This is a genomic window from Streptomyces sp. NPDC006430 (assembly GCF_040612395.1).
Taxonomy (GTDB): domain Bacteria; phylum Actinomycetota; class Actinomycetes; order Streptomycetales; family Streptomycetaceae; genus Streptomyces.
Window position 1 is genome coordinate 40,694 of the sequence record NZ_JBEXQA010000038.1, and the last position, 13,757, is coordinate 54,450.

Here is a 13,757-nt window from a genome sequence, read left to right on the forward strand (position 1 = left end):
GCGGGTCATGCACGATCTCGTCACCGCGCGGCTCGTCCTGCATCCTCTCAGCGTCCAGGAGGCGGCCTCCCTGGCACGGGGTGAGCCGGGGGAAGACTCCCGCTGGGCCCGCGGTTACCCGACGGGGGCCGACATCGCCGGCGCGCAGCGCCATCTCGACACGTGCGCGGTACAAGGTGACCCGCAGCCCTTCGGGGCGTACGAGATCCGCCGCCGGGAGGACGGTGTGACCATCGGAGGCCTGGGTTTCCACGGGCCGCCGGACCCGGACGGGGCGGTCACCATCGGATACGGGCTCGTGCCGGCCGCGCAGGGCCACGGATACGCCTCGGAGGCGCTGCGCGCCCTGCTCGGCTTCGCCCGTTCACAGGGGGTCATCGAGGTGCGGGGGGACGCGGACCGCGGCAACGTCGCCTCGCAGCGGGTGATGGAAGCGGCCGGGATGACATTGGTGGAGGAGGACCACCGAGTGAAGTACTACGCCGTGCGGTGGACCGAGCCGTCGGGAAGGCGCAGGGCGCAGAGCGATCCGCAGTGACGGTCGCCGGCCACCGCGTACCCCCGCTGCCACGTCTGCCCCGCGAGCCGGGCCGGCCTGGCGCCGCACGGCGCTGCCCCCGCGGGGCGGGATCGCCCCGCGGGCCCGGGAGAGGCCTTCGGGGCGCGTCGGGCCGGGCAGGACTCGTGTCACGCGCTCACCGATCCGGCCCGTCTCTTCGGATAGGTTGAGGGACGCTCCTCCAGCGCGTGTCACGCGGATTCCCGGCCAGCCTCCCCGGAGACCACCGTGTTCCCCTTTCCTGTGCGTGTCCGGTGGGAAACAGCGGCCCTGGCCGTGTTCGGCCTGCTGGGCGCGCTCGTCGTGGGCGCCCCTGCCGCGACTCCCTCCCCTCGTGCAACACACGTACGGGCGGCGGTGGCCGTGCCGGCGGCGCCGGGAAGTACCACCGCCCTGTCCGGATACGCCATCCGGTCGACGGCCGAGGTCGCCGACTCCGTGGCGCTCGTCTCCTCCCCCGGCTACGCCACGACGGGCTGGCACCCGGCCGGTGCCCGCTCCACCGTGCTCGCGGCGCTGGTCGCGAACGGCGAACACCCCGACCCCTTCTACTCCACCAACCAGCAGCGCATCCCGGCCGCCGCCTTCGCGGTTCCGTGGTGGTACCGCTCCGAGTTCACCGTGGACGACACCTCCTCGCGCACGTACCTGGACTTCAGCGGGGTGGTCTCCGCAGCGGACGTGTTCGTCAACGGCAAGCAGATCGCCGCCGCATCCGCCGTGGCGGGCGCTTACACCCACCACGAGCTCGACGTCACGGACCTGGTGCGCCCCGGCGCCAATGCCGTCGCCTTCCGGATCCAGCCCAACAACCCCCGCAAGAACCTCACCGCGGGATGGCTCGACTGGCTCCAGCCGCCCCCGGACGAAAACATGGGCATCGTGCGCGACGTGCTCGTGCGCCGTGGCGGCGCGGTGGCCCTGCGCGACGCGCACGTGTTGACCGGGCTGTCGCTGCCGTCCCTGACCTCTGCCGACCTGACCGTCAAGGCGAAGGTGCGCAACGAGTCGGCCGAAGACGTCACCGCCACCGTGGCCGGCACCATCGACGCCCTCGGCGCCGTGGGCGCTCCCGCCGCTCCCGCCGCCGACGGCCCACACGGCACGGCCGCCTTCCGTCAGGACGTCACCCTGCGCGCCCACGAGACGAAGACGGTGGCCTTCACCCCGGCCGACGCCCCTCAGCTGCACCTCGACGCGCCGCACGTGTGGTGGCCTGCCGGGATGGGCGCGCAGGACCGGTACGAACTCGACCTGACGGTGGCGGTGTCCGGCGCCGTGTCCGACCGTTCCCGCCACGCTTTCGGCATCCGCACCGTGGAGGCCCCCCTCAACGCCGACGGCGCCCGCCGCTACGCGGTCAACGGCCGGCCGCTGCTGATCCGAGGCGCCGGCTGGTCCCCCGACCAGCTGCTGCGCTGGGACCTGACCTACACCGAGGACCGGCTGAAGTACGCGCGTGACCTCGGCCTCAACACCCTGCGCCTGGAAGGGCATCTGGAGCCGGACGAGTTCTTCGACCTCGCCGACCGGTACGGGATCCTCACCCTGCCGGGCTGGCAGTGCTGCGGCAAGTGGGAGGGGCAGGTCAACGGCAGCGAGGCGGGAGAGACCTGGACCGCGGCGGACTACCCCGTCGCGAAGGCCTCCATGGCCGCCGAGGCAGCCCGGCTGCGGAATCACCCCAGTGTCATCTCCTTCCTCATCGGCAGCGATTTCGCACCGAACGCGGAGATCGAGCGGGGCTACGTCGAGGCGCTGAAGGCCGCTGACTGGCCCACCCCGGTGGTCCCCGCCGCCTCCGCCGCCTCGGCACCCCTCACCGGCCGTTCGGGGATGCGGATGACCGGCCCCTACGACTGGGTCCCGCCCGGCTACTGGTACGACAAACGGGAGGGAGGAGCCACCGGCTTCAACTCCGAGACCAGCGCGGGCCCTGACGTCCCCACCCTCGACACGTTGCGGCGCATGATGTCCCCGGCCGAGCTGACCGCCCTCTGGAAGGACCCGAGCGCACCCCAGTACCACCGCTCGCCCTCCCGCACCTATGCCACGCTCAAGCTGTACGACGATGCGCTGACCGCCCGGTACGGGGCCGCGCGCAGCCTGGAGGACTACGTCGCCAAGGCGCAGCTCGCCCAGTACGAGAACGTCCGGGCGCAGTTCGAGGCGTACGCGCGCAACGCCACTGATGTCTCCAAGCCGTCGACGGGAGTCGTCTATTGGATGTTCAACAGCGGCTGGACCTCGCTTCACTGGCAGCTGGTGGACCGTCACCTGGACCAGGGGGGAGCCTACTTCGGTGCGAAGAAGGCGAACGAGCCGCTGCACGTCCAGTACTCCTACGACGACCGCACGGTGGTGGTCGTCAACCGCCGCCCCGCGGCGGTGTCCGGGCTGACGGCACGGGTGTCCCTCTTCAACACGGACGGGACGCAGAAGTACGAGCGGACCGTGAGCGGGATCGGCGTCGGCGGGGACGGCGCGAAGGCCACCGTGTTGACCCTCCCGTCCTCGGTGGACGGGCTGTCGGCCACGCATCTCGCGCGACTGGTCCTGACCGACGCCACCGGCCGCGAGGTGAGCCGGAACGTGTACTGGCTCTCCACCCGGCGCGACGTCCTCGACTACGGGTCCACCGACTGGTACCACACCCCCACCACCGCCTACGCGGACCTCACCGGCCTACGGTCCATGGCAGCGGCCTCCGTGTCCGCCACCGCGTCGACGGCCGCGAGCGGCAGCACCCCGTCGGGCTCGACCAGCACGACCGGCACGACCAGCACGACCACCGTCACCGTACGGAACACGGGAACCGGGAACACGCCTGCGCTCCTCACCGACCTCCACCTGGTCGACGCCCGGGACACCCCGGTGCTGCCCGTCCAGTGGTCCGACAACCAACTCAGCCTCTGGCCCGGCGAGTCGGCGACCGTGACCGCGACCTACCGCACCGCCGATCTGCACGGGGCCGCACCCCGGATCAGGATCTCCGGCTGGAACACGCCGACGACCACCGTCTCGGCCGCCGGACGCTGATGAGCCCGTTGGCCCAGGGCGGTGCGGTCAGACCAGTGAACCCGTTCCGCTGGACGGCCCAGACGCTGCGCTCCCCGTCCCGAGCCGGAGTCCGCCACCGGACACTGGTCACGCTCGACTTGTTTGGTGCGCGGCCTCGCGGCCGACGCAGCGGATACGGGCGCCGGCGTGTCCGCGTCCGGTCGGCCGGCGCCACTCCCCCCGCAAAGCCGGCGTCCGGTCGACCGGGGGATCCGGGCCGCACGACGTCTTCGGGACAGTGCCCCACCCGGCAGCACCCCACCCCCTGCATCGAGGTGAACGGTCACGGGCAGACGTCGACATGCGCATGGTGAGCGTGGACGTGTCCGATCTCGACCCCGACCGCTCCTACGGACTCTGCGTCCACGTGGACCTGTCAGGAACGGGAGCCCTGCAGTCGGGCGACGTGATCAACACGCAGTCCCTCCCCGTACCTCCGGGGGCGCGGACGGGCTGGTAGCTCCGGTGGGCAGGGGGTGAGCACCGTGCGCCGAACCGTGCCCCCGCCTGCGGCGCACTCCTGCCCCATGGGGCAGGATGGCAGCCCGTTCCGGAATGCGCACACGCGCCCGAACGAGGCTCGATGCACGACAAACTGACAGGTGACAAGGTGACGACACACCTCATACGACGGCCCGCTGCGCCCGTCGCCGCTCCCCCGGTCCGGCGCGGAACGGGGGGCGTCCGTTGAACCGGGACCTCGTCCTGCACGACTGGTTGGTGGCCGGCATCGCCCTGGCCGCCGGCGCCCTGGCCGGGCTGCTCGTACGCGCCCTACTGCGGTGGCTGGGGCGACACGCCGAGCGGACGCGGTGGAGCGGGGACGACATCATCGTCGACGCACTGCGCACCCTCGCACCGGGGGCGGCCGTCATCGCCGGCGTCGCGGTGGCCGCCTCGGCCCTGCCCCTGACGGCGCGGGTCTCGGGATTCGTGAACCAATCCCTGACGGCCCTGTTGATCCTCATCGCCACCTTCAGCGCGGCCCGGGTGATCGCGGGTCTCGTCCAGTCGGTCGCGGGGTCACGGACCGGCGTGGCCGGGTCAGCGACCATCTTCGTCAACATCACGCGGATCGTGGTGCTCGCGATGGGTGTTCTCGTCGCGCTCGAAACCGTGGGCGTGTCCATCGCTCCGCTGGTCACCGCCCTCGGGGTCGGCGGTCTGGCCGTGGCGCTGGCGCTGCAGGACACCCTCGCCAACCTCTTCGCGGGCGTGCACATCCTCGCCTCCAAGACGGTGCAGCCCGGTGACTACATCCGCCTCAGCAGCAACGAGGAGGGGTACGTCGTCGACATCAACTGGCGCAACACCGTGGTCCGCAACCTGTCGAACAATCTGGTGATCATCCCCAACGGGCGTCTCGCGCGGACGAACATGACCAACTACACGCAGCCCGAGCAGCAGTTGTCGATCCTCGTGCAGGTGGGCGTGGGCTACGAAAGCGACCTGGAACACGTCGAGCGGGTGACGCTCGACGTGGTCGACAGCGTGATGGCCGACATCAACGGCGCCGTCCCCGACCACGAAGGAGCCGTACGCTTCCACACGTTCGCGGACTCCCGGATCAACTTCACGGTGATCCTGGGGGTCGGCGAGTTCAGCGACCAGTACCGGATCAAGCACGAGTTCATCAAGCGCCTGCACCAGCGGTTCCGGGCCGAGGGCATCTCGATCCCCGCCCCGACCCGGACGGTGGCCCTCCACCGGGACGAGCTCCAGACGTTCCCGCCCCCGTCCCCGTCCCCCGCGGTCCCGCACCAGCGCGAAGGTTCGCCCGTGGCCGCTACAGAGCAGCGATCGCCCGCGAGCACGGGCTGACCTGCCGGCCGGGCACGTTCACCGCGATGCCGCTGACACGGTCACCCGGTCAGCGGCATCGACTTGACGACGGCGTCCGCCCTTGCGGCCGTCAGCCGGTGCTGGGCACGAGCGGCTCGTGGCCGGGGTACACGTGATCGGGGCTCACGATGCTGGTCACTGCCTGGCCGAAGAGCGTACTGGGTTCCTGGCCCTCGTACCGGACGTCGGTGTTGAGGACGATGACCATGGTGGCCTGCGCCTGCGGCAGGTACACGGGCAGGACCTCGTACCCGGGGATCGAGCCGTTGTGGCCGATCCAGCCCTGGACGTCGAAGATGCCGAGCCCGTAGCCGGCACCCGGAATGTCCATCGGGGTGGTCTTCAGTCGCTCGGCCTGGGTCGCGGAGGTCAACAGCCCGCCGGTGGCGAGGGTGCGGGCCCAACTACGCAGGTCCTGCATGTCGGAGATCATCGCTCCGGCGGCCCAGGCCCAGGAGGGGTTCCAGTCGGTCGCGTCCTCGATCTTGCCCGAGGCCGTCTGGTTGGTGTAGCCGTGCGCGTACGGATCCGGCATGTCCGATCCCGTGGGGAAGAGGGTGCGGCGCAGCCCGGCCGGTCCCAGGACGTCCTGCGTGATGACCTCGTGGAGGGGCCGGCCGGTGACTTTCTCCACCACCAGGCCGAGCAGGATCAAGTTGGTGTTGCTGTAGTCGAACTGTGCACCCGGCGGGAACAGCACGGGATGCTTGAAGGCGTAGTCCAGCAACTGCTGCGGGGTGAAGGACTGTTCCGGATCCGCTTGGAACTTCTTGTCGAAGTCCTCGTCCAAGCTGTAGTTGAAGAGCCCGCTGCGCATGCCCGCCAGTTGGCGCAGGGTGATGCGGTCTCCGTTCGGAACACCCGTGACCCACCTGTCGATGGGGTCGTCCAGTGCGGCCTTTCCCTGGTCGACCAGCTGGAGGAGGGCAGTGACCGTGAACGTCTTGGTCTCGCTGCCGATGCGCACGTGGAGCCCGGTCGCCATCGGCGCACCGGTCGCCTTGTCCGCCACCCCGAAGGTCCGCGCGTAACTCCCCTTGCCGGGGGCCCACAGCCCCACGGTCACGCCCGGCACCTGCGTCTTGCGCATGACCTGGAGCACCGCCGCGTCCAGTTGCGCGGCGACGGTCGGCGTGAGCTGAACGAAGCCCGTGTCGGTGTCCGGGGAGGGGACGGTGGAGGCGGGCGTGGACGGCGCCGCAACAGTCGCCCCGTACGCCGGTCCCGCGAGCGTCGAAACCATCAGCACGCCTACGGCGGCAACGGCCGCGCAGGCCCGGCACAGCCGGATGTGGGTTGTCTTCACGGGCGTGTTCTCCTGCCGTCCGAAGGCCCCCGGCAACAGAACAAGCCTAGGTCTGCGCCACCCCGGTCGCGAGGTGGGCCGTCCGGGTCACCTCCCGGTTCCGCACGAGCTCGCCAGCGGCAGGTCCGAGACACGCCCACGTGACCACGTGGCTCACTGTCACCAGGGGCCGGCGCCCGCCAACTCGCCGGTCCGGAGACGGGTCGTTCGACAGGCCTAGAGACGTGCGAACATCTCGATCTGCTGCTCGAACTCCTCGGCCATGGCCGTGCTGACCGTGGCGTGCGTGGAGCGGATCGCCTCCAAGTAATCGGCCGTCGTGGGATCCACCCGGGTGCCCGTGTCGTACGAACGCTCGAACATGGCCTGGGAGACGGTCCGTGCCGCGTGGGCGATGTCCGCGGGCGTGAAGCCCTCGCTCGCGGAGGCGAGGGCGGCCACGTCGGCCTCGGCCCCCGATCGCGCCAGGTAGCTCTCCCACAGGGCGGCTCTGGCCACGCCGTCGGGTGGGCCGAGGGGGACGACGTAATCGAAGCGCCCGTGCCGCAGGAAAGCCGAATCCAGTGTGGTCACGTTGTTCGTGGCACAGACGAGCAGTCTGCCTTCGCGCGCACGGAACCGGACGATCGCTTTGAGCAGTTCGTTGACGACGCCGACAGCGGTCGCGTCGGCTCCGCTGCGCTCGCCGGCGACCTCCTCGACCTCGTCGATGAAGACCAGGATGTGATCGAGCCGGGATATCTCGTCGAAGCGGCGGCTCAGCCCGGTCGCGAGGCCGTACTCCGCGGCGAGGCGGGCCGGGAACAGTTCCAGGAAGGGCCATCCGAGGCGGCCGGCGACGGCGTGCGCGAAGGTGCTCTTCCCGGTCCCCGGCGGGCCGAACAGCATGACCGCGCGGGGTAGCTCCACCCCGTGCTGCGCGGCCAGCTGGGGATGGGAGAGGGGGAGCACCAAACGGCGCTCGATGAATCGTTTCTCCTGCTCCATGCCGGCGACCCGGCTCCACAGCCCCCTCGGCGGCACCTCCGCCCCGATCGTCGACAGCAGACTGACCTCCTGCGGCGTCACCGATGCGTGCTTCTCGAAGAAGACCAGGCCGGACCGGGTTTCGAAGCCGCGGTTGTGCAGAGCGGCGGCGCCGGTCTCGTCCCCGGGCAGGACGGCGCACACCGTACGGACACCGTCGTCGAACAGTCGCCGTTCCAGTGCCGTGAGCAGGGCGCTTCCCAGCCCTTGCGCCCGCCAGGACGGCAGCATGCAGATCCGTAGGATCCACGCCCTGTCGCCTTCCACCCGGCTCACCGCGGCCCCCACCATCACCTCGTCCACGACGGCGACCACGGCCGGGGCGCCGGACTGGAGGGCGGACACCGCGTCGGAGAGCCGGAACATGGGGGGCTCCTCGGACGTACCGCTCTCCGCTTCGACGCGCAAGAGGGCTTCGAGGTCGTCCACCGAATAATCCCTGACGTGCCAGTCGGCCATGTGCAGCTCCGGATGCTCGGTCCTCCTCCCATCATCGGCGCACTCCCGCGGGGCCACGAATCCAGCGGATCCCACCGCCGGCCGTCGGAAGCTGTCGAGGGGTCGAAAGCCGTCGCAGGCCGTCGCAGGCCGTCCTTACGGATCCGTGACGTGCGGCCCCGTGTGCGCCCCGCCGGGGCGGGTGCGGCTTAGCGTCGGATCATGCGCGTACTTGTGACTGGAGGAGCGGGCTTCATCGGCTCGCACATCGTCGACGAACTGGCCGGCCGCGGGCATGACCCGGTGGTCTTCGACTTGGCGGAGGACGGGAGGGACGTACGGGATCCCGCGCAGGTGAGGGAGGCCCTGGCCGGGGTCGATGCGGTCTGCCACCAGGCGGCCAAGGTCGGTTTGGGCAAGGACTTCGCAGACGCCCCCGGCTACGTGTCGGCCAACGACCTCGGTACGGCGGTGCTGCTGGCTCAGATGGCCGAGACGGGGGTGCGCAGGCTACTCCTGGCCGGGTCGATGGTCGTGTACGGCGAGGGGCGGTACGAGTGCGGCGCCCACGGCCAGGTCCGGCCCGGCCCGCGTGCCGAGGCCGATCTGTTGGCGGGTCGGTTCGAGCCGCGCTGCCCGCACTGCGGAGCCGACCTGGCGCCCGGTCTGGTCTCGGAGGACGCACCGATGGATCCGCGGAACGTCTACGCCACCACCAAGCTGGCCCAGGAACACCTGACGGCCTCGTGGGTGCGGGCCACCGGCGGGCGCGGGATCTCGTTGCGCTACCACAACGTCTACGGGCCGGGGATGCCCCGCGACACCCCGTACGCGGGGGTCGCGGCACTGTTCCGTTCGGCGCTCGCGCGGGGCGAGGCCCCGCGCGTCTTCGAGGACGGCGGCCAGCGCAGGGACTTCGTCCACGTGCGGGACGTGGCCACGGCCAACGCGGTGGCCCTGGAGGCCCTGACGGCCGCGGAGGCCGCCCCGCACTTCACCGCGTACAACGTCGGCAGCGGCGAGCCCCGGACCGTCGGCGACATGGCCAAGGCCCTGGCCGCTGCGTGCGCGGGCCCCGACCCGGTCGTCACCGGCGAGTACCGGCTGGGCGACGTCCGGCACATCACGGCGGACTCGGCGCGGCTGCGCCGGGAGCTGGGCTGGCGTGCGGCGGTGCCCTTCGACGCCGGGATGGCCGAGCTGGCGTCCGGGGCGGACGGCCCGTAGGCGTCGTTCTTCCCCGGTGGGGTGGGGTGGACCGGCTTCCGGGACGGGTGACGAGTTGGGGCGGCCGGCGCCGGCCGCCCACCAACCCCGTCCTGCACGGTTCGACGAACGGTTACGTCGTGCGGAGCGACCCTTCAGGCAGGGGCCGGAAGGGTCAGCTCGAAGCGGCAGCCGCCGGAGACGTTGTGCACGTCCGCGTGACCCGCATGGGCCTCCACGATGCCCCGCACGATCGCCAGGCCCAGGCCCGCGCCGGAAGGAGGGGTGCGGGCTGGAGTGCCGCGCCACCCGGTGTCGAAGACGCGCGGCAGATCCTCCTCGGGAATGCCGCCGCAGGCGTCGGTGACGGACAACACCACCGCGCCCGCGCGGTGCTCGGCGGCGATCGCGACCGTGCCGTCCGCCGGGGTGTGACGGATCGCGTTGACCAGCAGGTTCGACAACACCCGGGTCATCTCCTTGCCGTCCACCTCGACGGGGAGCGCTGCGACCCCCTCCCCGACCAGCCGCACACCGTGCTCGCGGGCGAGTGCGTCGGCTCCGGCCAGGGCGTCGCCCACCAGGTCGTAGAGGGACATGCGGGTGGGGCTGAGGCTGAGCGCGCCGGCGTGGATGCGGGAGAGCTCGAAGAGGTCGCCGACCATGGAGTTGAGGCGGTCCACCTCGGTGCGCATCTGTCGGTGGTAGCGAGCGGGGTCGGCCGCCATGCCGTCCTCAAGCGCTTCCGACATGGCGCGCAGGCCGGCCAGCGGGGTGCGCAGATCGTGCGAGATCCAGGCCACGAGTTCGCGCCGGGAGGTTTCCAGGGCCCGTTCGCGCTCCCGGGAGGCGGTCAGGCGCTCGCTGGTCAGCGCCAGTTCGCGGCTGAGCGCCGTGAGTTCGGCGGGTGCGGGCACCGAGGGCGCCGTGAAGGTGCCCGCCTCCCCGAACTCGCGCGCAGCGCCTACGAGTTCTCGGCAGCGCGTCACGACCTGCCGCCCCAGTAGGAGGGCCGTGGCCAGCGATACGGCGGCGGCCACGGCGACGACCGTGGTCACCACGGCCAGGTCGTGGGAGGAGAGGAACATCGCCCAGGCCACCGCGAGCGTCCCGGCGAGCATCGCGGACACGGCGACGGCGGCGACGACCGTGAGGGAGACGGCCATGCTGCGCCGCCGCAGTATCCGCAGGGCCACGGCTCCCAGTGCGCCTGCGGCAGCCGCGCCCAGGAGGGCGTACAAGGCGATCAGTAGCAGGTCACGCATGTCCGTCCGCCGTTCCGGGGTCCGGTGCGGCTGCTGCCGGGGAGGGACGGACGTCGAAGCGGTAGCCGGCGCCCCATACGGTCTGGATCAGCCGCGGGCTCGCCGGATCGTCCTCGATCTTTCCCCGGAGCCTGCGGACGTGGACGGTGACGGTGGACAGGTCACCGAAGTCCCAGCCCCAGACCTCGCGCATCAGCCGCTCCCGGTCGCAGACCTGCCCGGGGTGGCGCAGGAAGTAGAGGAGGAGGTCGAACTCCCTCAGGGTGAGGGCGAGCTCCCGGCCCTCCTTGCTGACCCGGCGCGCCGCGGGGTCCAAGGTCAGGCCCGCCGCCACGAGACGGGTACCGCCCGCCGGTGGCACCCGGACCGCCCGGCGCAGGACCGACTGGACGCGCAGGACGAGCTCCCGCGGGCTGAAGGGCTTGGTCACATAGTCGTCCGCGCCCACTTCCAGGCCCAGGATCCGGTCGTCCTCGTCGCCGCGAGCCGTGAGCATGATGACCGGGACGGGAGGAGTGTCGCCCTGAGCGGCGTCGCCCGCTCGCGCCCGAAGTCGCCGGCAGACCTCCAGTCCGTCCATGCCCGGCAGCATGAGGTCGAGGACCACCAGGTCGGGGCGGTGCGCCTCGGCGGCGCGCAGCGCGGCCGGTCCGTCCGCGGCACGGCGCACGGCGAAGCCGGCGCGGTCGAGGTAGCCGGCCACCACCTCTGAGACCGTCGGGTCGTCGTCCACGACCAGGACGTTGCCCATGACCTCGCCGGGCGTGCCCGGCCCGCCGGTGTCGACGGCGCACCGGCCCTCGTCCGTGCTCTCCACATCGTTGACTGCCATGGCCCCAGCCTGACAGCCGGCCGGGCCCAGGGGTAACTCGACCTCCCATGATCCGGCACGGCGTCCGCGTTTCGTAAGGAGTGAAAACCCCTCTCGTGCGCCCCCGCTTCCTACGGTGTGGACGTGACTGATTCTGCTTGCGCACCGCCCCCGGCGGACCTCGTACTGCCGTGCCTCGACGAGGTGGAAGCGCTCCCCTGGGTACTGTCGCGGGTGCCGCTCGGCTGGCGGGCCATCGTCGTCGACAACGGCTCCACCGACGGCTCCGCCGACCTCGCCCGCAGCCTGGGTGCGACCGTGGTGCACGAGCCGCGGCGCGGGTTCGGCGCGGCATGCCACGCCGGGCTGCTGGCCGCTCGCGCGGACCTCGTCTGCTTCTGCGACTGCGACGCCTCCCTCGACCCCGGCCTGCTCGCCCCGATGGCCGCACGCGTGGAGGCCGGCGGGGCCGACCTGCTGCTCGGCCGGCGCCGCCCGCAGGGACGTGGCGCATGGCCCGCGCACGCCCGCGCCGGCAACCTGGCTCTGGCGGGAATGCTGCGCCGGCGCACCGGGCTGCGCCTGCACGACCTCGGACCGATGCGGGTCGCGCGCCGCGAGGCGCTATTGGGTCTGGACCTGACCGACCGGCGCAGCGGATATCCGCTCCAGATGGTCGTACGGGCCGCCGACGCGGGCTGGCGGGTGGCCGAGACGGACGTCCCGTACCTGCCGCGCTCTGGGAAGTCCAAGGTCACCGGTACCTGGCGGGGCACCTGGCAGGCCGTTCGGGACATGCGCCGGGTCCTGGCCGAGCCGCCCGGCAGGCCGTCCGTCCCGGCCGGGGAGGCCCGCGCGTGAGCACCGTCCTCGTCATCGCCAAGGCCCCGGTCGCCGGCCGGGTCAAGACACGCCTGACGCCCCGTTTCACTCCCGAGCAGGCGGCCGAGCTGGCGCGCGCCGCCCTCCAGGACACCCTGGCGGCCGTTGTCGCCACGCCGGCCCGGCGACACGTCCTGGTCCTCGACGGGATGCCCGGGCCCTGGCTGCCGGACGGCATCGAGGTCGTCCCGCAGTGCGGGGGCGGGCTCGACGCCCGACTCGCCGCGGCGTTCGCCCTGTCCGACGGTCCCGCGCTGCTGATCGGCATGGACACCCCCCAGGTCACCCCGGAGCTCTTGGCCCGAGGACTCGACTTCACCCGTACGAGCGCCTGGTTCGGCCCCGCCCTGGACGGTGGGTTCTGGGCTCTGGGGCTCGCCGAACCCGACCCGGCGCTGCTGCTCGGCGTCCCCATGTCCGTGCCGCACACCGGGGCGGAGCAGCGACGGCGGCTGACCGCGTCCGGGCGGACCGTACGAGACCTTTGCGTGCTGCGCGACGTGGACACTCCCGCCGATGCGGGGGAGGTCGCGGCCGGCGCACCGAGGACCCGATTCGCCGCCCTGCACGCCGAGCTGTGCGCGGTCGTACGGTGACCGCGCAGCTCGCTCAGCTCGCGGAGCCCGCGCAGGCCTGGCGGGCCGATCCGTACGCCGACGCACTGCGCGCCGGCCAGGGCCCTCTCTACCTGCGGCGCAGCGACGGGTGGCTGCTGCCCTTGGAGGTGGAACGCTGGTGTGCCGAGCCCGACGCCGCCGATGCCACGGTCCTGGCCCGCTGCCGCGGCCCGGTCCTGGACATCGGGTGCGGACCGGGCCGTCTTGTCGCCGCTCTCGCCGCCCGCGGACATCCAGCACTGGGCGTGGACGTCACCCCGGAGGCAGTGGCCCGTACGGTGCGCTCGGGGGGAAGTGCCCTGTGCCGGTCCGTCTTCGACCCGCTTCCGAGCGAAGGTCGTTGGGGCACGGTCCTGCTCATCGACGGCAACATCGGCATCGGCGGCGACCCCGCCGCCCTGCTCCGCCGTGCCGCCCGGCTCGCGGCCCCGGCCGGTTCCCTGCTGGTCGAGGTCGCCGCCGCGGACGTCGACGAACGCGTCGAGGTCCACGTCGACGACGGGCACGGCCGCCGCGGCGTGCCCTTCCCTTGGGCGCGCCTCGGTGCCCGTGCCCTGCGCGCCGAAGCGGCGGGCGCGGGCTGGCCCCGCGCCGTGACATGGCGGGCCACGGGCCGCAGCTTCGTGCAGCTGCGACGCTGACCGGCCCCGTGCGAAGCGGCTGACGCGGATCGCCCCCGCGGACGAGCGTCGGGGAGCGCAGGAGGGGAACACACACGGGGTGGCTCACGCGGGACGCAGGGGGC

Annotated in this window: 12 protein-coding genes; 8 read left to right on the forward strand and 4 right to left on the reverse strand. The window is 72.2% G+C overall.

Annotated features, from left to right (window positions below):
* Positions 1-7: 7 nt before the first annotated feature.
* From ABZZ20_RS32560 to ABZZ20_RS32575, 4 genes are all read left to right on the forward strand, one after another.
* Positions 8-538, forward strand: a complete 531-nt coding sequence (locus ABZZ20_RS32560; protein ID WP_356875871.1) for a GNAT family N-acetyltransferase — start codon at positions 8-10, stop codon at positions 536-538.
* 249 nt (positions 539-787) lie between these two features.
* Complete coding sequence (locus tag ABZZ20_RS32565; RefSeq protein ID WP_356875873.1) at positions 788-3,598, forward strand: exo-beta-D-glucosaminidase; 2,811 nt, start codon at positions 788-790, stop codon at positions 3,596-3,598.
* 322 nt (positions 3,599-3,920) lie between these two features.
* On the forward strand, positions 3,921-4,079 hold the full coding sequence (locus ABZZ20_RS32570; protein ID WP_356875875.1) for a hypothetical protein: 159 nt from the start codon (positions 3,921-3,923) through the stop codon (positions 4,077-4,079).
* Between the two features lie 227 nt (positions 4,080-4,306).
* Complete coding sequence (locus ABZZ20_RS32575) at positions 4,307-5,440, forward strand: mechanosensitive ion channel family protein (RefSeq protein ID WP_356875877.1); 1,134 nt, start codon at positions 4,307-4,309, stop codon at positions 5,438-5,440.
* A gap of 91 nt (positions 5,441-5,531) precedes the next feature.
* On the opposite strand, the gene ABZZ20_RS32580 is transcribed toward ABZZ20_RS32575, so the two are convergent.
* Both ABZZ20_RS32580 and ABZZ20_RS32585 read right to left on the reverse strand, forming a co-directional pair.
* Positions 5,532-6,767 (reverse strand): serine hydrolase domain-containing protein, encoded by a 1,236-nt coding sequence (locus ABZZ20_RS32580; RefSeq protein ID WP_356875879.1) that lies wholly within the window; start codon positions 6,765-6,767, stop codon positions 5,532-5,534.
* Between the two features lie 216 nt (positions 6,768-6,983).
* On the reverse strand, positions 6,984-8,252 hold the full coding sequence (locus ABZZ20_RS32585) for a bifunctional GNAT family N-acetyltransferase/ATP-binding protein (RefSeq protein ID WP_356875881.1): 1,269 nt from the start codon (positions 8,250-8,252) through the stop codon (positions 6,984-6,986).
* Between the two features lie 201 nt (positions 8,253-8,453).
* On the opposite strand from ABZZ20_RS32585, the gene ABZZ20_RS32590 reads away from it, so the two are divergent.
* Entirely contained in the window at positions 8,454-9,458 is a 1,005-nt protein-coding gene (locus ABZZ20_RS32590; protein WP_356875883.1) for an NAD-dependent epimerase/dehydratase family protein, read from the forward strand.
* A gap of 134 nt (positions 9,459-9,592) precedes the next feature.
* Here the strand turns inward: ABZZ20_RS32590 and ABZZ20_RS32595 are convergent, their stop codons facing one another.
* Both ABZZ20_RS32595 and ABZZ20_RS32600 read right to left on the reverse strand, forming a co-directional pair.
* Positions 9,593-10,702 carry a HAMP domain-containing sensor histidine kinase gene (locus ABZZ20_RS32595; RefSeq protein WP_356875885.1) on the reverse strand — a complete coding sequence of 370 codons (1,110 nt, stop codon included), beginning with the start codon at positions 10,700-10,702 and terminating at the stop codon, positions 9,593-9,595.
* Positions 10,695-11,453 carry a response regulator transcription factor gene (locus ABZZ20_RS32600; protein WP_356875903.1) on the reverse strand — a complete coding sequence of 253 codons (759 nt, stop codon included), beginning with the start codon at positions 11,451-11,453 and terminating at the stop codon, positions 10,695-10,697. Before ABZZ20_RS32600 ends, ABZZ20_RS32595 begins: the two co-directional genes overlap by 8 nt.
* Positions 11,454-11,657: 204 nt before the next feature.
* Here ABZZ20_RS32600 and ABZZ20_RS32605 point away from each other — a divergent pair, with 204 nt between their 5' ends.
* The 3 genes from ABZZ20_RS32605 to ABZZ20_RS32615 are packed head-to-tail and all read left to right on the forward strand — an operon-like array spanning position 11,658 to position 13,653.
* Complete coding sequence (locus ABZZ20_RS32605) at positions 11,658-12,374, forward strand: glycosyltransferase family 2 protein (RefSeq protein ID WP_356875887.1); 717 nt, start codon at positions 11,658-11,660, stop codon at positions 12,372-12,374.
* A complete protein-coding gene (locus ABZZ20_RS32610) occupies positions 12,371-12,991 on the forward strand; it encodes a TIGR04282 family arsenosugar biosynthesis glycosyltransferase (protein ID WP_356875889.1) in 621 nt (206 codons plus the stop codon). The genes ABZZ20_RS32605 and ABZZ20_RS32610 overlap by 4 nt, the downstream gene beginning before the upstream one ends.
* Positions 12,988-13,653: a class I SAM-dependent methyltransferase gene (locus ABZZ20_RS32615; RefSeq protein ID WP_356875891.1), complete on the forward strand. Its 666-nt coding sequence runs from the start codon at positions 12,988-12,990 to the stop codon at positions 13,651-13,653. Before ABZZ20_RS32610 ends, ABZZ20_RS32615 begins: the two co-directional genes overlap by 4 nt.
* Positions 13,654-13,757 lie beyond the last annotated feature (104 nt).